The sequence below is a fragment of the Thermopolyspora sp. NPDC052614 genome, from assembly GCF_040678635.1.
Classification (GTDB): Bacteria; Actinomycetota; Actinomycetes; order Streptosporangiales; family Streptosporangiaceae; genus Thermopolyspora.
Genome location: NZ_JBFATZ010000003.1, coordinates 547,914 through 574,365, shown reverse-complemented (window position 1 = coordinate 574,365; position 26,452 = coordinate 547,914). Strand labels below are relative to the sequence as shown.

Below are 26,452 nucleotides of genomic sequence, written 5' to 3'. Positions count from 1 at the left end.
CGCACGGCGCGGGCGGACCACCGACCGTGACGGCGTGTTCGCCCTGTGAGAAAACCCGCGCGTCAGGACGTGGCGACGGCCAGCAGGTCGTGGACGGCCTCGCGGATGGCGGCGTGGTCGATGCCCGCGTCCCTGAGCTGCTCCTCGGTGGTCGCCGAGCCGGGCATGACCCGTACGGCCAGCTTGACGACCTTGGCGTCCATGTCGGCGAGCGCGTCGAGCACGGCGTCGCCGAGGCCGCCCTCGGGCCAGTGGTCCTCCACCGTGATGACGAGCCGGGTACGGTCCGCCGCCTCCCGGATCGTCGCCGCGTCGAGCGGCTTGACGGAGTACGCGTCGATCACCCCCGCCGCCACGCCGTCCCCGGCCAGCGCGTCGGCGGCGGCGAGCGCCTCGTGCACGGTGATGCCCGCCGCGACGATCGTGACGACGTCGCGCCCGGAGCCGCGCAGGACCCGGGAGCCGCCGACGGGGAACTCCTCGCCCGGCCGGTAGATGACCGGGGTGGCGTTCCTGGTGGTGCGCAGGTACGAGACGCCCGTGATGTCGGCCATCGCGGCGGTGAGCGCGGCGGCCTGGTTGGCGTCGCACGGGTAGAGCACCGTGCTGCCGTGCACGGCGCGGAACGCGGCCAGATCCTCCAGCCCCATCTGCGAGGGGCCGTCGGCGCCGATGGACACCCCGGCATGGGATCCGACCAGGCGCACATCGGCCCGGCTGATCGCCGCCATGCGCACGAAGTCGTACGCGCGGGTGAAGAAAGCGGCAAATGTCGCCACATAGGGGACCCAGCCGCGGCGCTGCATGCCGATCGCCGCCGCCACCATCTGCTGCTCGGCGATGTAGAACTCGAAGAACCGCTCCGGATGCGCCCCGGCGAACGCCTCGGTCCGCGTCGAGTCCGCGACCTCCCCGTCGAGGGCCACCACGTTCCCGCGCGCCGACCCGAGCGCCTCAAGCGCCGCCCCGAACGCGTCCCGCGTGGCGACCACGCCCCCGATCTCGTACGCCGGCCCCCGATACGGCCCGCCGACGAACCGATGCGGCCCCCGCGACGACTCCGGCGGCGGCGCGACCCGCACGACCATCTCGCGCACCTCGCCCAGTTCCTCGATCGCCTGCTCGGGGTCCTTCAGCGGCTTGCCGTGGAACCCCTCGCGGTCCTCGACCGCCGAGACCCCCATGCCCTTGCGCGTACGCGCGATGATCGCGGTGGGCCGCCGCCGCGACATCGCCGCGTCGGCGAGCGCGAAGTCGATCTGCCCGGGATCGTGCCCGTCGATCTCGATGGTGTGCCACCCGAAGGCGTTGATCCGGGCCGCGTACGCGGCGAGGTCCCAGCCGTGCCGCGTCGGCCCGCGCTGCCCGAGCCGGTTGACGTCCACGATCGCCGTCAGGTTCGACAGCCCCTCGTGCCCGGCGTGCTCGAACGCCTCCCACATCGACCCCTCGGCGAGCTCGCTGTCCCCGCACAGCACCCACACCCGGTACGGCAGGCGGTCCAGCCGCCGCCCGGTCAGCGCGAGACCCACCCCGACCGGCAGCCCGAACCCGAGCGACCCGGTCGCCACGTCCACCCACGGCAGCCGCGGCGTAGGATGCCCCTCCAGCCGGCTGCCGTGCCGCCGGAAGGTCAGCAGCTCCTCGTCGGTGATCGCCCCGGCCGCCTTGAGCATCGCGTAGTACAGCGGCGAGGCGTGGCCCTTGGAGAAGATCAGATGGTCGTTGGCCGGATTGCCGGGGTCGTCGACGTCGTAGCGCAGGTGGCGGGCGAGCAGCACCGCCATCAGCTCGGCCGCGGACAGCGAGGAGGTCGGGTGCCCCGACCCGGCCGCGGCGGAGGCGCGGACGGAGTCCACGCGCAACTGCGCGGCCAGCTCGCACAGGAATTCCAGATCCTCGACGACCATCGGGTCCTCACTCCTTCGGGTCTTCGTTCGGTTCAGCGGCGGGCCAGGGGCACGGCGGTGCCAGGAGACCGGCTCCGCAGGCTGAGAAATCCCTTTCGTCGGGATCGTCGTCGGCTATTCGAGCCCGTCCGCGCTGCCGCCCATGCGGCGCTGCCGCCGTACGGCGAGGACGATGTCGATGATCACGAACAGGGCGATCGCCCACAGGACGATGCTGAGCACCGGTGCGCCGATGACGAACGCCAACGCTCCGAACGCGAGGGTGAACAGGAGGACGAACGACCCGAGCCGGATGTGCACGACGTCGCGCGGGGTGGCGGGGACCATCGGCTTGCCGGTCTCGGAGCGTTCCTCTGGAATCTGGCTCATGGTCGCCTCCAAAAATGGGCTGGCGGACATATGAAGCGGACATCTCGGTTCACTAGGCGATAGGAGACCTCCCACTACCCCCGCCGCCCGCCCCTATGTGCGTTCCCGGATGCGATTGACGATGGCGGTGGTGGAGCGGTCCGGCACGTACTCCAGCACCCGCACCGTGCCGCCGAGCGCGCGCACCAGCTCCGCCTCGGGGAGCAGGTCGGGGTGGTAGTCGCCGCCCTTGACGTACACGTCCGGCCGCACCAGCCGGATCAGCTCGCCCGGATCGTCCTCGTCGAACACGACGACGTAGTCCACGCAGTCGAGCGCCGCGAGCACCGCCACGCGATCCTCGCAGGCGTTGATCGGACGGTCGGGCCCCTTGAGCCGGGCCACGCTCGCGTCGGCGTTCACCGCGACGATCAGCACGTCGCCGAGCGACCGCGCCTCCTCCAGGCACGCCACGTGCCCGCGGTGCAGCACGTCGAAGCAGCCGTTGGTGAACACCACGCGATCGCCCTGCTCGCGGTGCTCGGCCACCTTCTTGACCAGGATGTCGGGCGGTACGGCGAGCCCGCCGGAGCCGAGCTCCTGGATGAGCTCGTGCCGGGTGCAGGCGGCCGTGCCGGGCCTGCGCACCACGACGCGGGCGGCGGCCTGCCCGAGGTCGGCGGACTCCTCCGGGGTGCCGCCGGCGGCGAGGCCGAGCGCGAACGCCGCGGTGAAGGTGTCGCCCGCGCCGGTGCTCATGTGGTCGGGGGCGGGCACCGCATAGGTCCGGTACGGCTGCCGCCCCCGCCGGTGCAGCAGCGTGCCCTCGCCGTCGAGGGTGGTGACGACGATGTCGGCGCGGGCCGAGTCGAGGATCCGCTGGGAGCTGCGGGTGAGGAACCCGATCCGGTCGGCGTGGCCTGCGGCGCCGTTCCCGGCGGGGGCGCCGTCGCCGAGCAGCCGCGACACCTCGGCGAAGTTCGGCAGGATGGCGGTGGGGCGGCAGTCCGCCCAGGGCCGCACGTCGTGCGCGTCCACGACCAGCAGCGGCAGTCCGCACAGGGCCGCGCGCACCGCCTCGGTGCACACGCCCGCGCCGTAGTCGCAGGCCACGACCACGTCGGCGCGGGGCGCGAGACGGCGGAGCCGGTCGATCAGCCGGCGGGCGAGGTCGTCGGGGATCGGGCTTCGGTCCTCCTCGTCGTACCGGGCGACGAGCTGGTGCCCGGCCATGATGCGGCGCTTGACGGCGGTGCGGCGGTCGCCTTTGAGCAGCCCGGTGACGCCGTGACGGCGCAGGACGCGGGTGAGCAGCGCGCCCGGCGGGTCGTCGCCGACGACGCCCAGCATGTGCACGTTCGCTCCGAGCGCGGCGAGGTTCACCGCCGTGTTCGCCGCGCCGCCGGGGGCGTCCTCGCTTCGCTCGACGCTGACCACCGGTACGGGGGCCTCCTGCGCCATGCGGGTGGCCGGACCCTGGAGCCAGGAGTCGAGCATCACGTCCCCGACGACGACGACCTTCAGCTTCGTGAAGCGCTCGATCATGAGAAGCGGCTACCCGGAGAAGTAGCAGGAAAACGGATCGGAGCCGCTTCTCCCCGAGGCTTGGTCCAAAACGGAACAAAGTGCATGGACTAGGACAAGGTGCACCTCCTGCACGGTGGCCGTGCCCGCCGCCTCGACCGCGATCGCGTCGTCACAGGCCGCGCCCAGCGCGTTCGGGGCCGGGCCGGTCATCGCCCACGTGGTCATGCCCACCTCGCGCGCCATCGCGGCGGCGGCGACCACGTTCGGGCTCGCACCGCTGGTGGACAGGCAGACCAGCACGTCGCCGCGCCGTCCGTGCGCCCGCACCTGCCGGGCGAACACCTCGTCCGGCCGGTAGTCGTTCACGATCGCGGTGAGCGAGGAGGTGTCCACGTGCAGCGGGATCGCCGAGAACGGCCGCCGCTCCTTCTCGAAGCGGCCCACCAGCTCCGCCGTCAGGTGCTGCGCCTGCGCGGCGCTGCCCCCGTTGCCGCACGCCAGCAGCCGGCCGTCGGCGTACAGGACCGACGCCAGGCGCTCGCCCCACGCGCCGATCGTGGCGAGCGCGGGGCGGATGTGCTCAAGCGCCGTCTGCAGTCGATCGATGCACTCTTCCATGACGGACTAGTACCGCTCAATTTGTACAACAAACTGCGCCAGGGGAGTTTGCTCGTCACCACCATCGGACGTGGTTTTCTCCCCACAGGGAAATTCCGCCCGGCGCGCAGGCGACCGACGCGACGCACGCGATAATCACCAGGATCCGGCGTATTACGAAGTAAACGCCTGGAAAAACCACGCGGACCATGGCCGGGCCGCAGGGTAATGACCGTGTTGCCTGGTTTATCCAGGTGCCCCAGGGGTAGCCGAGAGCCGTGTTCGCGATGCCCCGCCTCCAGACCGACGGGCAGACCGACGGGCAGACCGACGGGCAGACCGACGGGCAGACCGACGGGCAGACCGACGGGCGCCGCCCCGACGGCCCGGGCGGCGATATCGCCCAGGCCACCTGCGTCGATGTGCTCGTGCCCACCCGGGACCGGCCCGACGCGCTGGCCGTCACGCTGACCGGGCTGGCGGCGCAGAGCGCGCCCGGGTTCCGGGTGATCGTGTCGGACCAGTCCACGGCCCCGGTGCGCGAGGAGCCCGTCGTGGCCGCGGCCATCCGCATCCTCGAACACCACGGGCATCCCGTGGAGGTGCACCGGCACGTGCCGCCTCGGGGCATGGCCGAGCAGCGCGCCTTCCTGCTCGCCCGCGCGGACCGGCCCGCCGTGCTCTTCCTCGACGACGACGTCTGGCTCGACCCGCACGGCGTCGCCGTGCTCGCGCACGCGCTCGGGGCGCTCGAATGCGGGTTCGTGGGCTTCGCCGTGCAGGGGCTGTCGTATCGGGACGATCTGCGGCCGGACGAGCTGGTGCCGTACGAGGAGTGGCGGCACGGGGTGCGCCCGGAACGAGTACGCCGGGGGAGCCCGGCCTGGGCGCGGCACCGCCTGCACAACGCGGCCAACCCGCTGCACCTGGCCCGCAAGCACCGCCGCGACGAGCGGTCGTGGTGGGCGTACAAGGTGGCCTGGATCGGCGCCTGCGTGCTCTACGACCGGCGCCGGCTCGTCGAGTGCGGCGGCTTCGGCTTCTGGCCGAGGGTGCCGCCCCGGCACGCGGGCGAGGACGTGGTCGCCCAGCTCAGGGTCATGGAGCGGTACGGCGGGGCGGGCCTGCTGCCCAGCCGCGCCTACCACCTGGAGCTGCCCACCACGATCCGCGACCGGGACGCCGAATGCTACGACTACGTGATCGCGGACGAGGGGCCGTGAGGACACGCCACTGGGTACCGGAGGTGCGCAGCATCGCGGTGCTGCGGGCGAACGCGATCGGCGACCTGCTGCTCGCCTACCCGGCGTTGGAGGCGCTCAAGGCCGCCTATCCGCAGGCCCGGCTGACGCTGCTCGCCCGCGAGTGGCACGCCCGCTTCCTGCGCGGCCGCCCGGGACCGGTGGACGAGGTGGTCGCCCTGCCGCCGATCAAGGGGGTCTCGCTGCCCGACACCGAGGAGGGCGAGGCGCCCGAGGAGTTCTACGCGGGCCTGCGCCGCCGCCGCTTCGACCTGGCGCTGCAGATGCACGGCGGCGGCCGGTACTCCAACCCGTGCGTACGCAGGCTGGGGGCCCGCGTCACGGCCGGGCTGCGCGCCGCCGACGCCGAGCCGCTGGACCGCTGGGTGCCGTACGTCTACTACCAGCACGAGACGATGCGCTACCTGGAGGTCGCCGGCCTGGTCGGCGCCCGGCTCGACGGCCCGCCCGAGCCCCGCCTCGCCGTCACCCGCGACGACTGGGCCCAGCTCGCCCGGGTGCTCGGCCCGCTGCCGCGCGGCCTGGTGGCGGTGCACCCGGGCGCGAGCGACCCGCGCCGCCGCTGGCCCGCCGAACGCTTCGCCCGCGTCGCCGACCGGCTCAACCGGCCCGTCGTCGTCACCGGCACCGGGTCCGAGCGGGACGTCGTCGCCCGCGTCGTCGCCGCGATGCGCACCCCCGCCCGGGCCGTCGTGGACGAGCTCGGCATCGGCGGCCTCGCCGCCCTGTACGCCGCCTGCGACCTGCTGATCAGCAACGACACCGGGCCCCGGCACCTGGCCGCCGCCGTGGGCACCCCCACGGTTGGCATTTACTGGTGTGGAAACCTCATCAACGCGGGACCGCTGACCAGGGCACAGCACCGCCCGCTGCTCTCCTGGACGCTCGCCTGCCCGGCGTGCGGCGGAAACCGCGTCGACATCGGCATGAAGGACTGCGGGCACCGGGTCTCGTGGGTGGCGGACATCCCGGTGGACGCGGTGGCCCGGGAAGCGGCCGACCTACTGACATGAGCCAGCCATGAACACCTCACACCTTATAGAGATCTTCGAACCGGCCCCGATCGACCTGCGTCCGAGCAACCCGGCCGAGCCGGGCATCGTACGCCGCCGCCGGGGCAGCGGGTTCAGCTATTACGACGCCCGGGGCCGCCGGATCCACGACCACCGGACCATCAGGCGGATCAAATCCCTGGCGATCCCGCCCGCGTGGACCGACGTGTGGATCTGCGCCGACCCCACCGGGCACATCCAGGCCGTCGGCACGGACGCGGCGGGCCGCCGCCAGTACCGGTACCACGACGAGTGGCGCCGGCAGCAGGACCGGGCCAAGTTCGACCGCGTCCTGGAGATCGCCGAGCACCTGCCGGACTTCCGCGCCCGCGTCGCCGAGCACCTTGATGGCCGCGGCCTGACCAAGCGGCGCGTCATGGCGACCGCCGCCCGCATGCTCGACGTCGGCTTCTTCCGCGTCGGCGGCGAGGAGTACACCGACTCCTTCGGCCTGGCCACCCTGCGCGTGGAGCACATCACCTGCGCCAACGGCACGGTCACCTGCTCCTACCCGGCCAAGGGCGGCAAGCAGCGCGAGCAGGTGCTCGCCGACGAGGGGGTCTGCGCGGTCGTCCGCGCGCTGTGCTCGCGCGGCGAGGGCGAGCTGCTGCGCTTCAAGGAGGACGGCCGGTGGCGGGACGTGCGCAGCGCCGACATCAACGCCTACCTCAAGGAGACCTTCGGCGAGGAGGTCACCGCCAAGGACTTCCGCACCTGGCACGCCACCGTCCTCGCCGCCGTCGGGCTCGCGGTCTCCTCGCCCGCGCGGGGGAGCCGGGGGCAGAAACGGGCGGTGTCGCGGGTGATGACGGAGGTGGCCGAGTACCTCGGCAACACCCCCGCCGTGGCCCGCGCGTCGTACGTGGATCCGCGGGTCATCGAGCTGTACGAGCACGGGCACACGATCGCCCCGGCGCTGGGGCACATCGGCGACGACACCGCGACGCTCGCCACCCACGGCGAGGCGGAGAAGGCGGTCATCGAGCTGCTGCGCCGTACGCGGCGGCGGACCTGACGGCCGGTCAGCCCGCGCCGACGTAGAGGCGGCCGGTCCTGGCGTCGTCGAGACGCCGGAACCTCGCCGCCGCCGCGCGGCGTGCCGCGAGGCGGTCGCCCACGTGATCGCGGGCGTAGTTGCGCAGGGGCTCCTGGTAGCGGTAGCGGTCCGGACCCGCGGATTCGAGCAGGTGCACGTCGACCAGGGACTCCAGCAGGACCGCGGCGGCGGCGTGGGGCAGGTTCAGCACGGCCGACGCGGTGGCGAGGGAGAAGTCCGGCTCATCCAGCAGGGAGAGGAAGTAGAAGGCCTCGACCTCGGCGAGGGAGAGCCGCTCCACCGCCGACTCGTACGGGCCCACGATGGCCTCGCACTCCGGCGGGACCGGCAGATCCGGGCCGGACGGACCGAGACGGCCGACCGCCTCCGCGATGCCCCAGCCGGGGCGGGACGCGATGCGCGTGCCGACCGCCTGGATGATGTGGGGGTGGCCGCCGGTCCGCCGGATCAGCTCGCGGACGGCCGCCGGCTCCCGGCGCGTCCGGTCGGGGCCGATAAGCCGCTCCAGCATGGGCGATCGCGTCGTCCGAATCATGCGCCGTGCACGACGCGCCGGCTCCTCGCGCATCGGCTCCTCGCGCGCCGGTCATCACATGATCTATGCACCCGAACAATTACTATGCACGTTCGCCTACTATGCACGTTCGCCGGCACCATGCGTTATATGGCCGAATGTTCGGTAATGGCAGGACCGCAATTTCGATGTCTTCTGGGAGTGGAGCGGGCGCGTGTCCTCAGTTTTGTCGTTTTTAATCACTTCCGGCGCTTGAAATGGTGGCCGGAGAGTTCTTGAAGGTTTCCGCCCCGATCCGTCGCCGCGGCGAGCACCTCGGCGACGGTGACGGCGCGCGGGTCCGGGCCCCTGTGCAGGACGCGGTGCTGCGGCCGGTCCGGGGGCGGGCCCCAGCGGGACGGGGACTCCGGGCCGAAGACGACCACCGAGGGGGTGCCGTACGCCGTGGCCAGGTGGGCGATGCCGGTGTCGGTGCTGACCAGCAGGTGGGCGTCGGCGACCAGGGCGCACAGCTCGCGCATCGAGGTGCGGCCCGCCAGGGCCGTGCTCAGGGGGAGACGGGCGGCGGTGGCGACCTGGAGGGCGAGGGGGCGTTCCCGGGCGTTGCCGGTGAGGACGACGGGATGGCCGCGGCGGCTCAGCTCGCGGGCGACCTCGGCGAAGCGCTCCGGCGGCCAGCGGCGGGCGGTGCCCTTGCCGCCGGGGTGGACGACGACGGTGCCCGGTTCGGGGCGGCGCAGGCGGGGGCGGCGCAGGGTGAGGTCGCCGGGGTCGGCGGCGAGGCCGTACCAGGTGAGCAGGCGGCACCAGCGGGCGACCTCGTGTTCTTCCTCGTCCCATTCGGGGCCCTTGACCTCCGGTACGTCGGGGTGGGCGTAGGCCCAGAGGCGGTCGGGGGCGAGGGCGAGCAGGCGCTCGTGGCTGCGCGGGCCCTTACCGTGCAGGTTGACGGCGAGATCGACGGGTCCATGCCACGATAAATCCGTCATGTCGGCGGTGGGGAGCAGCACGCTGACCGCGTCGGTGAGGTCGGCGATCTCGCGCAGCCATGTCGGCGCGGCGAGCACCACGCGCATGCCGCTCCGCCGCAGCGCGCGCAGGGCCGGGACGGTGGTCAGCAGGTCGCCGAGGCCGAGCGCGCGCAGCGCCAGGGCCGTCACGGCCACGAGGTCTCCTGGTCCGAGCAGATCACCAGCTCGCGCAGCTCGCACCCGGCGGGACGGCTCAGCGCGAACATGACGGCCTCGGCGACCTCGCGGGGATCGTTGAGCCGCAGGTCCGGCGGCGGCTTGTACCTCTCCTCGCGGTTGTCGAAGAAGGGCGTGTCCATGCCGCCCGGCACCACCAGCGTGACCCCGACGCTTCCGGCGGTCTCGGCGGCGAGGGCCCGGGTGAAGCCGACCACGCCGAACTTGGACGCGCAGTACGCGGTGGCGTCGCTCACCGCCCGCAGGCCCAGCGTGGAGGCGACCGTCACCACCCGGCCCCTGCTCTCGCGCAGGTACGGCAGCGCCGCCCGCACCACCGACGCGGTGCCGAACAGGTTGACCCGGATCACCCGCTCCCACTCGGCGGCCGGGACGTCCTCCAGCCGCCCGCAGGCGTCGATGCCCGCGGCGGTGACCACCGCGTCCAGCCCTCCGGCGGCGCGGGCCAGGTCGTCCACGGCCCGCTCGGCGGCGAGCCGGTCGGCGAGGTCGGCCTGCACCTGTTCGACCATCACCTGCCCAACCACCTGCCCGGCCATCTGGTCGGCCACCTGCCCGACGGGCGAGCGGTCGATGACGAGGGGACGGCCGCCGTCCTTGGCGACGGCCTCGGCGACGGCGGCGCCCAGGCCGGACGCGCCGCCGGTGATCAGCACTCTCATGATGCCCTCCGTTCCGGTCGGCGGCCTCGCGCGGCCAGCACTCTGCCGTACGCGGCCAGGGTCTCGGCGGCGATGCGCGGCCAGCCGTACCGGGAGCGGGCCCGGTCGGCGGCGGCGATGCCGTACGCGGTGCGCTGCAGCGGCTCGTCGAGGAGCCGCTTGGCCGCGCGGGCGACCGCGGCCGGATGCCGGGGCGGCACCAGGATGCCGGTGACGCCGTTGACGACGGTCTCCTTGTGCCCGCCCACGGCGGAGGCCACGACGGGCACGCCGCACGCCATCGACTCCAGGGCGACCATGCCGAACGGTTCGTACCAGGGCACGCAGACGGTCAGCGCGGCCGAGCGCAGCAGCTCGGGCACCCGTTCCCGGGGCACCCGGCCGAGGAAGCGCACCCGCGAGGCGACGCCCGCCGCCTCGGCGACGGCGCGCAGCCGGGCCACCTCCGGGTCGCGGTCGAGCTCGCCCGGCTCGGGACCGCCGGCGACGACGAGCTCGGCGTCCTTGATCCCGCACAGCGCCTCGATGACGGTGTCGAGGCCCTTGCGCGGCACCAGCCGGCCCACGCTCACCAGGCGGCGGGGCTTGGGCGTGCTCTTCGCCACCGGCTCGGGCACGAACAGGTCGGTGTCCACGCCGCACGGCACCACGCACGCCCGCCGCCGCGGCACCCGCATGCGCAGCAGCTCGGTGACCTCGTCGCCGCAGGTGGCGATCACCGTGTCCACGTTGCGGCCGATCATGGTCTCGGCGTTGATCCGCTCGGGCGGGCTGGTGTCGTCCGCGCCCTGGTGGCGGCGCTTGACCGCGCCGAGGGCGTGGTAGGTGTGCGCCACCGGCAGATCGAGCTCGCGGGCGGCGGCGAGCGCGGCGAGCCCGCTCATCCAGAAGTGGCTGTGCAGGATGTCCGGCGGGTCGGCGGCGAGGTCGGCGGCGAGCCACCGGCCGAACTCCGGCACGTACGGCAGCATGCCGTCCTTGCCGACCGGCTCGGCGGGCCCGGCGGGCACGTGCACGACCGTCACCCCGTCGCCGAGCGGCACCCGCTCGGCCAGGCCGGGATCGTCGCGGCGGGTGTAGACGCGCACCTCGTGGCCCTTGGCGGCGATCGCCGCCGCGAGCGAGGCCACGTGCACGTTCTGACCGCCCGAGTCGACGCCGCCGAGCGCGGCGAGCGGACTGGCGTGTTCCGAGATCATCGCGATCTTCACCGGGTCACCTCCAGGAGCAGCCGATCCCAGTCGCCCAGGAAGCGGTGGAGCGAGTAGCGTTCCAGGGCCGCCGCCCGGGCGGCCTTGCCCGCCTGCCGGGCCAGGGCCGGGTCGGCGATGTAGGCCCGCACCGCCTCCGCCAGCACGTCGGGCCGGGTGGACAGCACCCCGGCCTCGGGCGGGACGGCCTCGACGGCCTCGGTGGCGGCGAGCACGACGACCGGCATGCCCATCGTCATCGCCTCCAGCAGCGACAGGCCGAGCGAGGTCCACCGGTTGGGGTGCACGTACACGCGACGGCGGGCCAGCTCGCGGTGCATGCGCCGCTGCGGCAGGTCGTCCTGCGGGGTCAGGCCGTACTCGGCGAGGGGCGCGGTCCGCATGCCGAACACGTCCACGGGGGCGAAGCGGGAAAGCAGGTCCGTGCCCGCCACCCGGAAGCGGCGGATCGGCTCGTTGATCACGGCGGCGGCGCGGGGCAGCTCGCCGGTGTAGAGGTGGCCGGGGTCGGGGACGCCGTGCTCGATCACCGTCGCCGGCGTACGGCCGGAGTCCCAGAACAGGGCGTTGAAGTGGGTGACGTGCACCAGGACCACATCGTCCCGGTCGGCCATGGGGTGGCGGCTCTCCGGCACGTCGCCCTTGGGGGTGTTGTGCTCCACGTAGATCATGGGGACGTCGCGCCCGAGCCACTGCCGGGCCAGGTCGATCTCGTGCGGCCGCTGCAGCACGACGACGTCGACGTGCTCGTCGCGGAGCCGTTCGGGGGGGACCTCCAGGGCGTTGTCCGGCCACTCGTAGGTGGTGGCGCGGCCGAGCCCGTTCGGGCCGCGGTTGGGTGTGACGGGAACGAGGTACTCGTGCCGGCCATGCACGAACGCGGTCATCCAGGAGCCGTGCACGTGCCAGACCAGGATTCTCACGCGGCCTCCTTGACTAGTCGGACCACAGCGGCGAGTACCTGGCTCGGGGTCACGGAGCTCAGGCAGGGATGCCCGGGAACCGGGCAGGTGCGGGCCCTTGACCCGGCGCACGGCGCGTCCGGGTCGCCCAGGAGCACGCACGGCACCCCGTACGGCGCCCACCGGGCGGCGGGAACCGTCGGCGCGAACAGCGACACCACCGGGGTGCCCACCGCCGCGGCCAGGTGGGCCGGGCCGGTGTTGCCGGCGATGAGGGCCGACGCCCCGTCGAGCACGGCGGCCAGCTCGGCGAGCGTCGTCCCGCCGCCCAGGTCCAGCCCGTCGTCCCCCGCGACGAAGGCGGTCAGGTCGCGGTCGGCCGGCGCGCCGGTGACGACGACCCGGAAACCCGTCCGGGCGAGCAGGCGTACGGCCTGCGCGCAGTGGCCGGGCGGCCAGGCCCGGGCCGGCACCGAGGTACCCGGGTGAAGCACGACATACCCGTCATCTCCGACAAGATGCCGGACGTCGGGTAGGGGTTTCCTCACGGCGGGTAGACCATCGTCACAGCGGGGGAAGCCGGCCGCGGCGGCGAGCGACAGGGCGCGCTCCACCTCCGGCGGGTCGCCGTCCACGTGATGGCGCAGGTCGAGCAGGGAACCGGGGTAGTCCTCGCAGATCGCCCCGATCCACTCCACCCCGGCCAGCCGCAGCAGCAGCGCCAGCGGCAGCGGGGACTGGTGGAAGGAGGTGAAGATGAGCGCCGTGCGTACGCCCTCCGCCTCGATCTCCTCGATCAGGGCGCGGACCTTCGGGCGCTCGACGGGCTCGGGCTCCTGGTCGATCCAGGGGGCGTGCCAGGTGATGACCCGGTTCACGCCGGGGAGCAGCTCGGCCGCGTCCCGTCCCCGGGGGCCGGCGAGCATCACGACCCGGGACGAGCGCGCGGCGACCGCGCGGATCGCGGGGCCGGTGATGAGGACGTCGCCGACGTTGTCCAGGCGGGCGACGAGAACGGGCGGTCCGACTCCGGCCACGGGATCGAGAACGGGCAACGCGACACCTCACTCAGGCAGCTCAAAGCCGAGGGAGGTGCCTGCGTCTTAGGCACCGGCTCTCTGCTGTCCGTTTTTCCGCCGTTTATGCGCCTCAAACCTGGGCGCTTTGCGCGACCCGGATGTACGGCGCGGTTTCACCGGGCGGTCAACGGGCAGGCGCAGGCCGTACCAGGGCCCGGAACACGGGGTCCCGAACGCGGGTTCCGGACGGGGTTCCGAACGCGGGTTGCGGACGGGTTGCGGACGGGATCTCGAAAGGGGGGAGCGCCATGCCCAAGCAGGCGCACCAGGAGAGGACGCAGGACGCGCCGCACTACGTCGCGGCACGCGTGCAGCAGGCGCTCGCCGAGGACGAGCGCACCAACGAGCTCGGCATCAAGGTGGACGTGCACGGCGACCAGGTCTTCCTGCGCGGCAGGGTGGGATCGGTGGAGCGGCGGCGTCACCTCACCGAGGTGGCGAAGGAGGCGGCCCCGGGCGCGCACGTGCACAACGAGGTCGATGTGGTCAACATTCGTGCGGCGGAGGAGGACGAGCGACTGTGAGCCCGGTGAGGGTCGCCGCGGTAGGTGACGTGCATCTCGGCAAGGACACCAAGGGGTGGTACCGGCCCCGGCTCGACGGCATCGAGGAACGCGCGGACGTGCTGCTGCTCGCCGGCGACCTGACCCGGCACGGCACCGTCGAGGAGGGCAAGGTCGTGGTCGGCGAGTTCCGCGACCTGCCGATCCCCGTCGTCGCCGTGCTGGGCAACCACGACTACCACTCCGACGTCCAGGGCGAGATCGCCTCGATGCTGCGTGAGGCCGGGATCTCGGTGCTGATGAACGACTCGGTCGTGATCAAGTGCGACGGTACGAGGCTGGGCATCGTCGGCGGCAAGGGCTTCGGCGGCGGCTTCGCGGGCAAGTGCGCCAGCGAGTTCGGCGAGCGGGAGATCAAGGACTTCGTCGGGCACACCAGACGCATCGCCGGGGAGTGGCGCGAGGCGCTCAAGAACGTCGTCGCCGACCGCAGGGTGGTGCTCAGCCACTACTCCCCGGTCAAGGACACCCTGCTCGGCGAGCCGCCGGAGATCTACCCGTTTCTCGGCAGCTACCTGCTCTCCGAGGCGGTGGACGCGGTGGGGGCCGATCTGATCGTCCACGGGCACGCGCACGCGGGCGTCGAGAAGGGCATGACCCCCGGCGGCGTACGGGTGCGGAACGTCGCGTTGCCGGTGATCCAGCGGGCGTACACGGTCTATCGGCTGCCGGAGGACGAGTCCGAGGAGAGCTGGATCGAACCGTGAGCCCGGAGCGTGCGGGCGGTTGCTGAGAGGGCCAGCTCGACGGCGGCGCGCAGGTCGGGAGCCGTCTCGGCGGCGGCCTCGACCTCGGCGGGCAGGGTGACCGGGGTCGGGACCAGGATGCCGCGCGCCCCCGCGCGGGCCGCCGCCTCCACGTCGCGGCCGATGTCGCCGATGACGACGCAGCCGGACGGCGCGACGCCGAGGCGGCGCGCGGCCCGCAGGATCATGCCCGGACGCGGCTTGCGGCAGGGGCAGCCGTCGGCCTCGCCGTGCGGGCAGATCTCCCACACGTCGAAGGGGCCGAGCAGCTCCTCCACCCGCCGGTTCACCGCGGCGAGCCGCGCGGGGGAGATGACGCCCCGGGCGATCCCCGACTGGTTGGTGACGACCGCGATCGGCACCCCGGCTCGCCGTACCCGGTCGAGAGCGGCCGCCGCGCCGGGCATCGGCCGTACCTCATCCGGATCCCGGTTGTACGGCACGTCCAGGATCAGGGTGCCGTCGCGGTCGAACAGGACGGCCGCGGGGCGGGTCACCCGCACGGGTTAGGGGTTGAAGATGCTGACGCCGCCGGGGCCGACGAGGAAGCCCACGACGATGAGGACGATCCCCCAGAGGATGTCCCTGCGGGCCAGGATCACGTAGATCCCGGCGATGACGAGTACGACTGCGATGATCCAAAGCAAAGTGGCCATGGCCCCGCCACTGCCCTGGCGAATCGCGATCTAACGCGGGCAACCCTTCCTGTGCCGTCGCTTGACCATCGAGGCGGGATGTCCTGCCTGGTCAGCGGGCCCGATGAGCGGGTCGGGCAACGCGGCGGACGTTTGCCGGTTTCCCCTCCGGATAGTGGGGTGACACGACGGCCCGTCCCGTCGGAGAGGGGCGCCACCAGGGCGAATGCTGGGACGACGTGGAGTTTGACCTTGATTCGTGCGGGTAGACAGGCGTCCGCCGATGTCAGGAGGCCGGATACATGGGCAGTCACAGCCACGAGGTGACCGACGCGATCCTTGAGACGCTCAAGCGCGCCGGTACCGGGCTCAAGGACGTCGGCGTGCGCTTCGCCCTCGCCGGTGGCTGCGCCGCCTACGCGCGCGGGGCGGCCCCCTCGCTGCATGACGTCGATTTCGTGCTGCCCGAGGAGGACGTTCCCACCGCCCTGGGGCGGCTGCGCGAGCTCGGCTTCCGTACGGTCAAGCCGCCGGAGGACTGGCTGGTCAAGGCGTACGACGAGGGGGACAGGCTGGTCGATCTGATCTTCCGGATCGCCGAGCGGCCGATCACCTCGCTCATCGTCGAGCGGGCCGAGCTGCGGGCCGCGGCGGCGGTGAACCTGCCGGTGCTCGAGGCCACCGACCTGGTGGTGAGCTGGCTGCTGCCGCTGTCGGAGCACGGCTGCGATTTCGGCGCGCTGCTGCCGATGGTCCGCGCCATGCGCGAGCAGGTGGACTGGGACCGGGTGGCGGCGGTCACCGCGGAGTCGCCGTACTCCTATGCGTTCCTCACGCTGCTGGATCGGCTCGGGATCGCCAACCCCAAGCTGCCGCCGCCGTACACGGCGGAGTGGCCCTGAAGCGACCGGGCCGCGATGTGGTCCGGCGGAAGCCGCCGAGAAGAACGCGCAGATTTTCGGTGCCGCGGTATTTGATGGCGATTCTGTGACAGAACATTCACAGGCAGGACTTGGACCGGTAACATTGTGGGAGCGCTCCCATTCCCCTGAGGAGGAGCTGTGACCTGCTTCCTGGCAGCGGATCAGCCGCGTGAGGCCGGCGTCTCGGTCTCGTCCCGGACCGCGGTTCCGCTGCGCACGTACGATCGCCCGCTGGCATGCGACGCCGCGAGCGCCGGCGAGGCGCGTCGCGCCGTCCGCCGGGAGCTGCGCGACTGGGGCGCCGCGGACCTGGTGGACGACTGCTCGCTGATCGTCACCGAGCTGGTCACCAACGCCGTACGGCACGGCGACGGCGTCATCCACTTCCGGCTCGGCACCAACGGCTCCTGGGTGTACGGCGAGGTGTTCGACGAGGGGACCGCCCTGCCGCGGGTGTGCCAGGCCGACTCCGACTCGCCCGGGGGACGCGGGCTCGTCATCGTCGACAAGCTCGCCGACGAGTGGGGCGTGGCCGAGCTGCTCGGCGGCGGAAAGATCGTCTGGTTCCTCCTCGGCACGCGCGCGGGCCTCCGCCTCCTGTAGCCCTCCCCTAGCCCCTAGTAGCCCTCCTGCGGCCTCCTGTAGCGTCCTGTAGCCGCGCCGCCCGATCGGCTTCCTCGCCCGCGCGCCGGCCGCGCGGCAATTTTTTCCACTGCACCCGCAACTTCGGCCGCCTTTTGTGCATCTACTGATGTGACGGAGGTTCGCCTCGGCGTAATCGGGGGGTGTCGGGCGGGCCTCCGATCCGTATGCTCAGCGGCGGATGCGAGGAAGGCCGACCACGATGCCCCAACTCCCCGAGCCCTCCTTCGGCTATGGCCTACCGAGGGCTTTTCCCTTCTATATCGTGTGCGACGTCAGCCACAGCATGCACGCGCCCCGCCCGGACGGCCGCCAGACCCCCTTCGACATCCTGTCCAACTGCGTCGGCGAGCTGCTGTTCCAACTGGAGGTGGGCGACCCCGGCGTGAGCGAGGCCGCGCACGTGGCCATCCTCGCCTTCCACGACCGCGCCGAGCTGGTGCTGCCGCTCACCCGGCCGTGCGACGCCGGAGCGATCCCCGCCCTCCCCAAGGGCGGGCAGACCAACTACGAGCAGGTGTTCATCACGCTGCGGCGGCTCATCGAGGCCGACTGCGCGCGCCTGTCCGGGCAGTACCAACTCAAGACCCCCGTCGTGTTCTTCATCACCGACGGCGACGCCTACGTGGGCAAGAGCCGCCAGCCCGCCGAGGTGTGGATGCGGGCCCGCGGCCTGCTCACCGACCCCGCCTTCGCGTACCGGCCGCACATCACCGCGATGGGGTTCGGGCGGGTCACCCAGCAGACGCTCTGCCAGGTGGCGACCGAGTTCAACGGCGAGCCGCTGGCGTTCGTCGCCGACGAGTCGATCCAGGCGGTGAAGGTCGTCGAGGCGATCGCGCAGGCGGTGCAGGACAGCATCGGCAGCTCGGTCCGCAGCTCCGACTTCGTGCTGCCCATCCCCTCCGGCATGCGCCGCCTGCGGCCCAGGGCCGTCTGATGCGGGCACGCCACGGCACGCGACGCCTCGCCCGCGCCGCGGGGCTCTGCGGCCTGATCTGCGGGATCCTTCTCCTGGGTACGGCGACCGCCGTCGCGGCGAACCCCGCCAAGGAGAAGATCTACGTCAAGTCGGGCGGCGGTGAGACCGAGCGGCTCGTCGCCGAGATCTACGCCGCCGCGCTCGACGGGCCCGCGACCGACGGCATCGTGCAGAAGGTCGCGAACGACCAGGAGTTCTCCGTCCAGGGCGACAGCGCGTCCGTCGTCGTCGCCTACGACGCCAACCTGGTCGCGGCCAACCCCGCCCTGCAGGGGCAACCCGGCACGATCGCGGAGAAGGCGGCCAAAGCCGTCGCCGGGCACCGGCTCGTCGGCCGGACCCGAATTCAGGACCGGCCCGTGATGGCCTTGGGCGCCGCGCTCGCGAACCGGCTGAGGGGCGCGGGCAAACCGGTCACGACGATCGCCGACTTCGGCCGGGCCGTGCGTGAGAGCCGGGCCGAGCCGACGATCCTGGTCTCCCCCGAGTACGGGCGGATCTTCGACGGCGCCCTGATCGGCATGGGCCTCAGCGCGACCGTCTCCAACTCGAGCGGCGACCTCGACAAGCTGGTGAAGGACCCCGCGTTCGACCGGGCGGTGCTCGTGCCGGCCGGCGACCCGCGTCTGGTCGCCGCCGGCGCCACCCCGGCCGTCGGCACACTGCAGCCCCTCGCCGACACCGAGAACGCGCTGCCGTCGCGTACGCTGATCGTCCTCGCCTCCGACCAGATGGCGCAGCGCGACCCGGAGGGCAGGCGACTGCTGGAGGAGGTGACCGGCAAACTCACCCCCGAGGAGGTGCGCAAGGTGCGGCAGCGAGCCGGATCCGGCGACCCGGCCAAGGCGGCGCGGGACTGGGTGCAGCGCGCCGGCCTGCGGCGCTCGGCCTCGTCCTCGCCCACGCGGCCGAACCCCACGCCGACCGAAACCGAGACGGGCGGGGGGGACCAGGTGGACTCGGGCCTCTCCCTGCCGTCCCTGCTGCTGGCGCTCGCGGTCGGCGGCACGCTCGCGGGCGGGCTGCTGTGGACGTTCGGCTGGCGGCCCGCGCCGGTGGGCGCGGCCGGGCGCGGCCGGATGCCCGGCGGCCGGGGACCGCGCGGCGAAGCCCCCGCCCCGGGCACCTGGGCGGACGCCGGCGCACCGGGCGAGGCCGGGCCGACCCGCCGTTACCGGACCGTGTCGCCGCCACCGGCGGGGGCGGCGGCGCCGTCCGGCGCGGAAGGACCGCTGGTGGTCGGCCCGGAGCCCCGGCCCATCGCCGTCCACCTGCCGCGCCAGGCCACCTCGACCGCCTGCGGCCTCGCCCTCGACGGCGGCCTGCTCGGCGGCCTCACCGTGCGGGCCGCCAGCGTGCGCGGCCGTACCCACAGCTACCGGGGGGAGACCCGGCAGGACGCGTACGGCGTGCGCCTCAGCGGCGACGAGCAGTGGGTGATCGCGGCGGTCGCCGACGGCCTCGGCAGCGCCCGGCACGCCGACGTCGCCGCCGCCACGGCGATCCGGGCCGCGCTCGACGGCGTCGACGGCGCGCTCCGGTCCGGCGGGTCGCCGCACACGTGGGGCTGGCGGCCGCTGATCACCTACGTCTCCGACGAGATCAGGCAGGCGACCGAAGCGCTCGGCCCGGCCCGCCAGGGCACCAACACCAACCGCACGCCGATCGCCCGGCCCGCCACCACCCTCACGGTCGCGGTCCTGCCCGCCGACGGCGCCGGCACCGGCGTCTGCGCGGCGGTCGGCGACTCGCCCGCCATCCGGGTCGACGGCGGCCGGTGGCAGGCGCTCGTCGGGGCGGTGCACCGCGGCGGCCTCAGCGACAACATCACCACCGCGCTGCCGGGCGACCCCGGCAACGTGGAGGTCCAGACGTTCGAGTGGGGCCACTCCGACCTGCTGATCCTCACCAGCGACGGCTTCGCCGCCGGGATCGCCGGCGGGCACACGCCGCTCGCCCAGCGGCTCGCCGAGACCTGGCGCACCCCGCCGAGCCTCACCGACTTCGTCCGCGAGGTCGACTTCCGCCTGTCCACCTTCGACGACGACCGCACGGTGGTGGCCCTGTGGGCCGGACGGCACGATACGGCGGTGAGATGACGGGCCATGACGAGGGGATCGCGGAGCGGGAGAAGGCGAGCCGCGACGCGACCGCGCCCGGCGCGGGACGGCGGGAACTCCCGCTGATCGTGCCCACGGCGGAACTGAACATCGTCGATAGCGGGCCGGCCCTGCGCGACGGCGGCCAGACGGACGGCCTGCGCCTGTGCGTGGCCCCCGACCTGGAGACGTACCTATTCAAACGGTACAACTCCGCCACCGCCGAGCACGTCCGCGTCCCACCGCTCCTCGACATGATCCGCTGGCGGCGGGAGCTGCCGGACCACGAGCGCGCGGAGCTCGACGCCAGGTGCGCCTGGCCGATCGCCGCCGTCGGCACGCCCGACCGGGTCGAGGGCATCCTGATACGGCTCGCCGACCCCGCCATGTTCGAACGCCGCGTCGCCCCCACCGGGACGGTCACCGATACCCCGCGCCACCTCGACGAGCTGGCCCGCGGCCCGGAACGCGCCCGCCGCATCGCCGAACGCTACGGGATCAAGAAGGCCTACTACGAGCCGCCGTACAAGCTCGCCGTGCTCGGTGAGCTGCTGGACATCGTCACCTGGCTGCACCGGCACGGGTACGCGGTCGGCGACCTGCAGTTGCGCAACGCGGTCTTCACCATCGAGCCGCGCCCCCGCGTCTTCCTGCTCGACTGCGACTCGTGCGTGCCGCTGGAGGGCGAGGGGGCCATGCCGCCCGTCGACCCCGAGCAGTGGAAGCTGCCCGCCGAGCAGCAGGGACGGCCGTTCGACGCCACCTCCGACCACTACAAGTTCGCCTGGGCGGTGGTGCGGTGCGTGCAGGAGACGATCGAGACCTGGCATCCCGACCGCGAGGTGCTGTGCCGCGTCATGCGCTCCGACACCGTCGACATGCTCATCGAATGCGCTCGCACCCTCCCCCCGCCGGGCGTCGGCGAGCGCCTGCGCGAGGCCGCGGCGCTGTGGCCGCGCATGGTCATCGGCGACCGCATGTACGTCAGCGTGGACGACTACCTCAAAAAGCCCTGGCCGGCGGGCGAGTCCGCCGTCGCCGCAGCGTCGGGCGAGCCCGCCGTCGCCGCGGCGTCGGAGCCGTCGCCGCCCGCCCCGACGCGACCGGCCGAGGTCGCGGCCCGGCCGTCCGGGAACAACAAGTGGCTGGTGGCGGCCATCGTCCTGGCCTGCGTGCTCGTCCTGCTCCTCCTGCGCGCCGTCGGAGGCGGAGGGTGAGCCGCCCCGTGATCGAACCGCTGGGGCCCGAGGACCCCGGCCGCGTCGGCCCGTACGAGCTCCTCGGGCGGATCGGGCGCGGCGGTCAGGGCCGGGTCTACCTGGGGCGGCGTCCAGGCGGGCCCGAGGTCGCGGTCAAGGTGCTCGGCGTGACGCACAGCACGCACGACACCAAGGCGCGGCAGCGGTTCGCCCAGGAGCTGATGGCGGCGCGGCGGGTGCCGCAGGCGTGCACGGCCGTGGTCCTCGACGCCGACCTCGCGGGGCGGTTGCCGTACATCGTCAGCGAGTACGTGCCGGGGCCGTCGCTGCAGCAGACCGTGGACGACGGGGGAGTGCTGGCGGGGGCCGCGCTGGAACGCCTGGCCACCTACACGGCGACGGCGCTCGCCGCGATCCACGGGGCGCGGGTGATCCACCGGGACTTCAAGCCGGCGAACGTGCTGCTCGGCCCCGACGGGCCGCGGGTCGTGGACTTCGGCATCGCGCAGGCGCTGGAGAGCACCTCGGTGCACACCACCGGCATCATCGGGACCATCCAGTACATGGCCCCCGAGCAGATCCACAAGGAGCTGCTCGGGCCCGCCGCCGACGTCCACGCCTGGGCGGCCACCATGGTCTTCGCCGCCACCGGCCGCCCGCCCTTCGGCGAGGGCGAGGTCGCCGCCCTGATGTTCCGCATCCTGCACCAGCCGCCCCGGCTGGACGGCGTCCCCGAGCCGCTGCGCACGCTGGTCGCGCGCTGCCTCGCCAAGAACCCCGACGACCGTCCCACCGCCCTGCAGGCCCTGCAGTTCCTCATCGGCCACGACACCACCGCCGACCCGGCCCCGGCCCAGCTGTGGCTCCCGCCCGCCCCGTCCGGCGATTCCGGCTCGTCATCCGGTGACTTGTCCGGTGGCTCGTCCGGTGGCTCGTCCGGTGGCTCGTTTGGCGGATCGTCCGGTGGATACGGCCAGAGCCCGGTCGAACACTCGGCCTCGGCCGGCCCCTCGCCCACAAAACGACTTCCGGATGCGTCGCCGGGCTCGACGAAGCGGTTTCCGGACGCCCCAGGATCGACGAAGCGACCTCCGGATGCGTCGCCGGGCTCTACGAAACGGTTTCCGGACGCCCCAGGATCGACGAAGCGACCTCCGGACCCGTTGCCGGGGTCCACGAGCCGGTTGCCGGACACGCCGCCGGAGGTGACCGAACGGGTCCCCGCCCCACCGGTGCCGTCGGCGGGACGCCCTCCCGACGCGGACCCGGCGATACGCCCGCCGGACGCGGATTCGGCCTCGCCTCCGCCTCACCCGCATCCGACGGCCGGGATCGCTCAGGCTGCCGCGGATCACGTCCGCCTGCCCGGGGACCAGCTCCAGCCGCCCGCGTCGTCCCCGGACCAGCCCGCGACGGCCGATCGTCCGCCCTCGCTGCGGCCCGGCGCGCCGCTCGCCCATCCTCTCTACGTCACCGTGGGCGACGTCGTCCACACGCTCGACGGCGACCAGGCGTACACGATCGGGGGACCCGGCAGCACGATCCCGGTGCCCGGCCTCGCGGCCCCCGACGACCTGATCTACATCCGCCACCGCGGCGTCTGGCGGCTCAACGTCCGCCTGCCCGGCGCGGAGATCAGCGTGACCGACGCCAGGCGCGACGACCGCACGGTCGCGTTCCCCGAGCCGTCCGGCCTCTGCGTCGTGCGCGGCGAGGTCGGCGGGGTCCCAATCGAGGTGCGGATCTCCCCCACCCCGCCTCCAGCCCGCACCGGCCCTCGCTTTTCCCACCATCCGACCTCATCCGACACGGGACCCGGCTCACCGGCCGGGCCCGCTCACGTCGGGGGTGGCCTCGCCCGACCCGCCCGCGCCGCCCCTGCGTCACCGTCCGGAGCGGTCGCCCGCCACTCCATCGGCGCGGTGACGGTCCTCGGCAGCGGCGCGGGCGCGGACATCCTCGTGACGGGCGTCGACGTGGCGGCCGAGCACGCGACGCTGCTGCGCACGGCGAGCGGATTCCGGCTGCGGGACCACGGCAGGGGCGGCGGCACGTACGTGCGGGGACGCTCGGTGCTGTGGGCGTCGCTGGCCGTCGGGGACGACTTCGCCATCGGCGGGACCATGTTCCGGCTGGTGTCGCAGGACACGCTGGAGACGCGTCCGGAGCCGCGGGCCGACCTGCTCGTGCACGAGCTGAGCGCCCGGTACGGGAAACTGCCCGCGCTGTCGGGGCTGTCGTTCGCGCTCGGCGACGGCCAGTTCATGGCGATCGTGGGCCCGTCGGGGTCGGGCAAGTCGTCGCTGTTCCGCGCGCTGCTCGGACAACTGCCGATCACCGGCGGCACGCTGGTGTTCCGGGGACTCAACCTGGTGACCGACGCCGAGCGCATCCGGCACCTGCTGGGCTACGTGCCGCAGCAGGATCATCTGCACCGTTCGCTGACGGTCCGGCAGAACCTGCGGTACGCGGCCCGGCTGCGTCTCCCCGCCGACCTGACCCGCCGGGCCCGGGAGGAGCGCATCGCCGAGGTCTGCGAGCGGCTCGGCCTCGGCGACCACCTGGACGCGCGGGCCGACACCCTCTCCGGCGGCCAGCGCAAGCGCCTGTCCATCGCCCTGGAGATCCTCTCCGAGCCGCTGCTCCTGCTGCTCGACGAGCCCACGTCGGGCCTCGACCCGGGCCTGGACCAGGAGGTCATGCGCCTGCTGCGGGAGATCGCCGACCGGGGCTGCTCGGTCATCGTCGTCACGCACACCCCGGACAACCTCGCGCTCGCCGACCAGGTGCTCGTCATGGGCAACGGCGGCCGGGCCGCCTACGTCGGCCCTCCGGACGGCGTCCTCGCCGCGCTGTCGGCGCGGGACTTCCCCGAGCTGATGCGCGAGCTGGCCGCCCGGCCCGCCGTACCGGGGGATCCGGGAGACACGGGGGACACGGAGGATACGGGGGCGCGCTCCGCCGCCACCGCCCCGACCACCCCGCCGATGCCCGCTCTGCCCACCGGCGACACGGTACGGCCCCGCCGCCCGGGAGCGCCCGCGCCGCGCCAGTTCCGGGTGTTCGCGGGCCGCGAGGCGGCGCTGCTGCGGGCGCGCGGAGCGGTGGGCCTGCTGATGCCGTTCGCCCTCGCCGTGATCGGCGCGTTGATCATCGCGGCGCTGGCGGGCGGAAACACCGAACCCGCCGGGCTGAACCGGGGACAGGTGCTCACCACGCTGGTGATCGTGAGCGCGCTCGTCGGGCAGGCCCTCACCTACAACAACCTGGTGTCGGAGTACGAAATCACGGCCCGGGAGTACCGCACCGGCCTGTCGCCCGGGGCGCTGGTGCTCGGCAAGTTCGCCGTCTTCGCCGTGGTGGCGATCATCCAGGGAGCGCTGGCCGCCGTCGTGTACAGCGCGGCACGGGGGAGCCCGCCCGCGGGCCTGCTCCCCATCGAACCGCTCGCCGAACTGGCGATGCCGCTCAGCGCGGTCGCCCTATGCTCGATGGCGCTCGGCCTGGCGCTGTCCGCCCTCGCCCCGACGACCGAGAAGGCGGTCGGCCTGGTCACCGCCGCCGCGATCGTCCAGGTCGCACTGAACGGCTTCGCGTTCACCCTCACCGGCCCCCTCGCCATCATCGGCGCGATCGTCCCGAGCCGCTGGGGCGTGGCGGCGGGCGCAGCGTCGCAAAACCTGCGCTCGGGCGTTCGCGACGACCCTCTATGGACGCACACGACCGAACAGTTCGCCGTCGACCTGGCCGTGCTCGGCGTACTCACCGTCGTCTTCACGATCGCCGCGTGGCTGATCCTGCGCCGCCGCCTCTCCCACGCGCGATGAGGCCGGCGACGGTCAGCGCCTCCAGGGGGCGTAAGCGTCGATCAGCGGGATCTCGGCCGACGGCTGCCCGGACCTGGCGGCCTCGGCCGCGTCGCCGGTTCCACAGACCGCGCCGAAGGTGTGAATAATCCAGGCGTTCTGTCCCGGCTCGCTGCCGGGATGCCACGTCGTGTTCAGCCCGGAGGACGCCTGCCTGCCGCCGTCCAGCGTGGCGACGGAGAGCGTGACCATCCCGATGACCCCGCCGTCGTGGCCCCACAGCCTCCCGCACGGCACGTCGTAGGCGACGAGCCCGAGCCCGTACTCGAACGTGTCGGTGACTCCGGCCCCCGGGGTGATGGGCACGGTCGTACGCATCTCGGCGAGCCGGGCCTGGCTGATCAGCCGACCTGCGAACAGCGCCTCGAAGAAGCGGTTGAGGTCCTCCATCGTGGAGACCATCGCGCCCGCCGTCCCCGCCCAGGACATGTTGAACACGCTGAAGTCGCGCAGCGGGAAGGAGCCGAAGGCGGACGTGTACGCCTTCGAGTGCGGCTGCGGCAGATGGGAGGTCCGAGGGAAAAACGTGTGACGCAGGCCCGCCCGCTCAATCACATGGCGGGTGATGTAACGCTCGGCGGACATTCCGGTGACCTTGTCGAGCAGGAGCCCAAGCACGATGTAGTTGGTGTTGGAGTAGCTGCCCGGCAGCTGTCCCGGCTCGCCGGTCGGACCGGCCTCAAGCCCGAGACGGACGAGTTCCTCATCGGTGAACTGGCGAACGCGCAGCTCTTCGAGGCTGTCCGGGCTGGTGAGGAGAACGCCGTCATAGTCGCCCAGGTGGCTGGTGTGGTTGAGCAGCATCCGCACAGTGATGCGCCGGTCGGGCAGAAGGCCCGGCTGGTACGTCTCGACCGGGGCGTCCAACTGAATCCTGCCCCGCTCGACCTGCTGCAGAACGGCGGTGGCGACGAAGGTCTTGGTGATGCTGCCAATCCGGTGGTACATGTCCGGGCGCGTGGGCCGCTTCGTGTCCAAATCGGCCAGTCCCGCAGCCCCGCGCCAACGCTGCCATCCGTCCCGGACGGCGGAATACGCCCCCACGATGCCCCCCTTGGGGATCTCGTCAAGGCTACGCTGCAGCTCCCGCCGATCGAGACGCGGCCCCTGCGCCTGCGCGTCCGGCGCAAGACTCGTCATGACCAGCAGCGTCCCAAGGCCCAGCGCCGCGACCCTCCTCGCCCGCCGACGTACCGTTCCCCCACGGCGAACGCGCTCGCCGACTTGGTGGATCACCACCAGAGCTCCCGACGGAGACAGGGCCATCAATCCTCCTTGAACGCCGACGAATCCGGTCAGCAGGTCAGCGACAACGGCACAACAAGAAATCTTCGCGTCAAGATCCTTCTAGCTGCGACGTCACAGCCCTGTCAAGTGAATAATGGCCCTAATCACCTCCTGAACCGCGATAACCGAGACAGCCGAATCGGCACAACGGCACCCCTCGACGAGCACACCGACACTCAAA

25 protein-coding genes are annotated in these 26,452 nt (G+C 73.0%); 12 read left to right on the top strand and 13 right to left on the bottom strand.

The window, feature by feature from the left end; all coding sequences use genetic code 11:
* Window positions 1-62: 62 nt before the first annotated feature.
* From AB0K60_RS09200 to AB0K60_RS09185, 4 genes are all read right to left on the bottom strand, one after another.
* The gene (locus tag AB0K60_RS09200) at window positions 63-1,910 is read right to left on the bottom strand and encodes a transketolase (protein ID WP_364050361.1); all 1,848 of its coding nucleotides are present in this window, start codon (window positions 1,908-1,910) and stop codon (window positions 63-65) included.
* Between the two features lie 114 nt (window positions 1,911-2,024).
* Complete coding sequence (locus tag AB0K60_RS09195) at window positions 2,025-2,279, bottom strand: hypothetical protein (protein ID WP_364050358.1); 255 nt, start codon at window positions 2,277-2,279, stop codon at window positions 2,025-2,027.
* Between the two features lie 93 nt (window positions 2,280-2,372).
* On the bottom strand, window positions 2,373-3,803 hold the full coding sequence (rfaE2, locus tag AB0K60_RS09190) for a D-glycero-beta-D-manno-heptose 1-phosphate adenylyltransferase (protein ID WP_364050355.1): 1,431 nt from the start codon (window positions 3,801-3,803) through the stop codon (window positions 2,373-2,375).
* A 9-nt stretch (window positions 3,804-3,812) separates the two neighbouring features.
* Window positions 3,813-4,403 (bottom strand): SIS domain-containing protein, encoded by a 591-nt coding sequence (locus AB0K60_RS09185; protein WP_364050352.1) that lies wholly within the window; start codon window positions 4,401-4,403, stop codon window positions 3,813-3,815.
* 207 nt (window positions 4,404-4,610) lie between these two features.
* Here AB0K60_RS09185 and AB0K60_RS09180 point away from each other — a divergent pair, with 207 nt between their 5' ends.
* From AB0K60_RS09180 to AB0K60_RS09165, 4 genes are read left to right on the top strand one after another with little or no spacing between them, the layout of a single operon-like run.
* Window positions 4,611-4,853 carry a PT domain-containing protein gene (locus AB0K60_RS09180; RefSeq protein WP_364050349.1) on the top strand — a complete coding sequence of 81 codons (243 nt, stop codon included), beginning with the start codon at window positions 4,611-4,613 and terminating at the stop codon, window positions 4,851-4,853.
* Window positions 4,805-5,605, top strand: a complete 801-nt coding sequence (locus AB0K60_RS09175; protein ID WP_364050347.1) for a glycosyltransferase family A protein — start codon at window positions 4,805-4,807, stop codon at window positions 5,603-5,605. Before AB0K60_RS09180 ends, AB0K60_RS09175 begins: the two co-directional genes overlap by 49 nt.
* Window positions 5,602-6,657, top strand: coding sequence for a glycosyltransferase family 9 protein (locus AB0K60_RS09170; protein ID WP_364050344.1), 1,056 nt, complete (start codon window positions 5,602-5,604; stop codon window positions 6,655-6,657). The genes AB0K60_RS09175 and AB0K60_RS09170 overlap by 4 nt, the downstream gene beginning before the upstream one ends.
* A gap of 7 nt (window positions 6,658-6,664) precedes the next feature.
* Window positions 6,665-7,711, top strand: coding sequence for a DNA topoisomerase IB (locus AB0K60_RS09165; protein ID WP_364050341.1), 1,047 nt, complete (start codon window positions 6,665-6,667; stop codon window positions 7,709-7,711).
* A 7-nt stretch (window positions 7,712-7,718) separates the two neighbouring features.
* Here the strand turns inward: AB0K60_RS09165 and AB0K60_RS09160 are convergent, their stop codons facing one another.
* From AB0K60_RS09160 to AB0K60_RS09135, 6 genes are all read right to left on the bottom strand, one after another.
* Window positions 7,719-8,264 carry a hypothetical protein gene (locus AB0K60_RS09160; protein ID WP_364050338.1) on the bottom strand — a complete coding sequence of 182 codons (546 nt, stop codon included), beginning with the start codon at window positions 8,262-8,264 and terminating at the stop codon, window positions 7,719-7,721.
* Between the two features lie 242 nt (window positions 8,265-8,506).
* The gene (locus AB0K60_RS09155) at window positions 8,507-9,433 is read right to left on the bottom strand and encodes a glycosyltransferase family 9 protein (RefSeq protein ID WP_364050335.1); all 927 of its coding nucleotides are present in this window, start codon (window positions 9,431-9,433) and stop codon (window positions 8,507-8,509) included.
* The gene (locus AB0K60_RS09150) at window positions 9,424-10,137 is read right to left on the bottom strand and encodes an SDR family oxidoreductase (RefSeq protein ID WP_364050333.1); all 714 of its coding nucleotides are present in this window, start codon (window positions 10,135-10,137) and stop codon (window positions 9,424-9,426) included. The genes AB0K60_RS09155 and AB0K60_RS09150 overlap by 10 nt, the downstream gene beginning before the upstream one ends.
* Window positions 10,134-11,348: a glycosyltransferase gene (locus AB0K60_RS09145; protein ID WP_364050330.1), complete on the bottom strand. Its 1,215-nt coding sequence runs from the start codon at window positions 11,346-11,348 to the stop codon at window positions 10,134-10,136. Before AB0K60_RS09145 ends, AB0K60_RS09150 begins: the two co-directional genes overlap by 4 nt.
* Window positions 11,345-12,271: a glycosyltransferase gene (locus AB0K60_RS09140; RefSeq protein ID WP_364050327.1), complete on the bottom strand. Its 927-nt coding sequence runs from the start codon at window positions 12,269-12,271 to the stop codon at window positions 11,345-11,347. Before AB0K60_RS09140 ends, AB0K60_RS09145 begins: the two co-directional genes overlap by 4 nt.
* Window positions 12,268-13,305, bottom strand: coding sequence for a glycosyltransferase family 9 protein (locus AB0K60_RS09135; protein ID WP_364050324.1), 1,038 nt, complete (start codon window positions 13,303-13,305; stop codon window positions 12,268-12,270). Before AB0K60_RS09135 ends, AB0K60_RS09140 begins: the two co-directional genes overlap by 4 nt.
* A gap of 272 nt (window positions 13,306-13,577) precedes the next feature.
* On the opposite strand from AB0K60_RS09135, the gene AB0K60_RS09130 reads away from it, so the two are divergent.
* Window positions 13,578-13,853 (top strand): BON domain-containing protein, encoded by a 276-nt coding sequence (locus AB0K60_RS09130; protein ID WP_364050321.1) that lies wholly within the window; start codon window positions 13,578-13,580, stop codon window positions 13,851-13,853.
* Window positions 13,850-14,599: a metallophosphoesterase gene (locus AB0K60_RS09125; RefSeq protein ID WP_364050318.1), complete on the top strand. Its 750-nt coding sequence runs from the start codon at window positions 13,850-13,852 to the stop codon at window positions 14,597-14,599. Before AB0K60_RS09130 ends, AB0K60_RS09125 begins: the two co-directional genes overlap by 4 nt.
* Here the strand turns inward: AB0K60_RS09125 and AB0K60_RS09120 are convergent.
* Both AB0K60_RS09120 and AB0K60_RS09115 read right to left on the bottom strand, forming a co-directional pair.
* Entirely contained in the window at window positions 14,551-15,135 is a 585-nt protein-coding gene (locus AB0K60_RS09120; protein WP_364050315.1) for an HAD family hydrolase, read from the bottom strand. The two genes, AB0K60_RS09125 and AB0K60_RS09120, sit on opposite strands and share 49 nt — an antisense overlap.
* 9 nt (window positions 15,136-15,144) lie before the next feature.
* The gene (locus AB0K60_RS09115; protein ID WP_364050312.1) at window positions 15,145-15,294 is read right to left on the bottom strand and encodes a GPGG-motif small membrane protein; all 150 of its coding nucleotides are present in this window, start codon (window positions 15,292-15,294) and stop codon (window positions 15,145-15,147) included.
* A 281-nt stretch (window positions 15,295-15,575) separates the two neighbouring features.
* On the opposite strand from AB0K60_RS09115, the gene AB0K60_RS09110 reads away from it, so the two are divergent.
* The 6 genes from AB0K60_RS09110 to AB0K60_RS09085 all read left to right on the top strand — a co-directional run bounded on the left by AB0K60_RS09110 (window position 15,576) and on the right by AB0K60_RS09085 (window position 24,945).
* Window positions 15,576-16,175, top strand: a complete 600-nt coding sequence (locus AB0K60_RS09110; protein WP_364050309.1) for a nucleotidyltransferase family protein — start codon at window positions 15,576-15,578, stop codon at window positions 16,173-16,175.
* Window positions 16,176-16,334: 159 nt separating this feature from the next.
* Window positions 16,335-16,799: an ATP-binding protein gene (locus AB0K60_RS09105; protein ID WP_364050306.1), complete on the top strand. Its 465-nt coding sequence runs from the start codon at window positions 16,335-16,337 to the stop codon at window positions 16,797-16,799.
* A 304-nt stretch (window positions 16,800-17,103) separates the two neighbouring features.
* Window positions 17,104-17,778: a vWA domain-containing protein gene (locus tag AB0K60_RS09100; protein WP_364050303.1), complete on the top strand. Its 675-nt coding sequence runs from the start codon at window positions 17,104-17,106 to the stop codon at window positions 17,776-17,778.
* Window positions 17,778-19,919 carry a protein phosphatase 2C domain-containing protein gene (locus AB0K60_RS09095; protein WP_364050300.1) on the top strand — a complete coding sequence of 714 codons (2,142 nt, stop codon included), beginning with the start codon at window positions 17,778-17,780 and terminating at the stop codon, window positions 19,917-19,919. Before AB0K60_RS09100 ends, AB0K60_RS09095 begins: the two co-directional genes overlap by 1 nt.
* The gene (locus AB0K60_RS09090) at window positions 19,916-21,136 is read left to right on the top strand and encodes a hypothetical protein (protein ID WP_364050297.1); all 1,221 of its coding nucleotides are present in this window, start codon (window positions 19,916-19,918) and stop codon (window positions 21,134-21,136) included. The genes AB0K60_RS09095 and AB0K60_RS09090 overlap by 4 nt, the downstream gene beginning before the upstream one ends.
* An 8-nt stretch (window positions 21,137-21,144) precedes the next feature.
* Complete coding sequence (locus AB0K60_RS09085; protein WP_364050294.1) at window positions 21,145-24,945, top strand: ATP-binding cassette domain-containing protein; 3,801 nt, start codon at window positions 21,145-21,147, stop codon at window positions 24,943-24,945.
* 12 nt (window positions 24,946-24,957) lie between these two features.
* Here the strand turns inward: AB0K60_RS09085 and AB0K60_RS09080 are convergent, their stop codons facing one another.
* Window positions 24,958-26,250, bottom strand: coding sequence for a serine hydrolase domain-containing protein (locus AB0K60_RS09080; RefSeq protein ID WP_364050291.1), 1,293 nt, complete (start codon window positions 26,248-26,250; stop codon window positions 24,958-24,960).
* Between the last annotated feature and the right edge of the window lie 202 nt (window positions 26,251-26,452).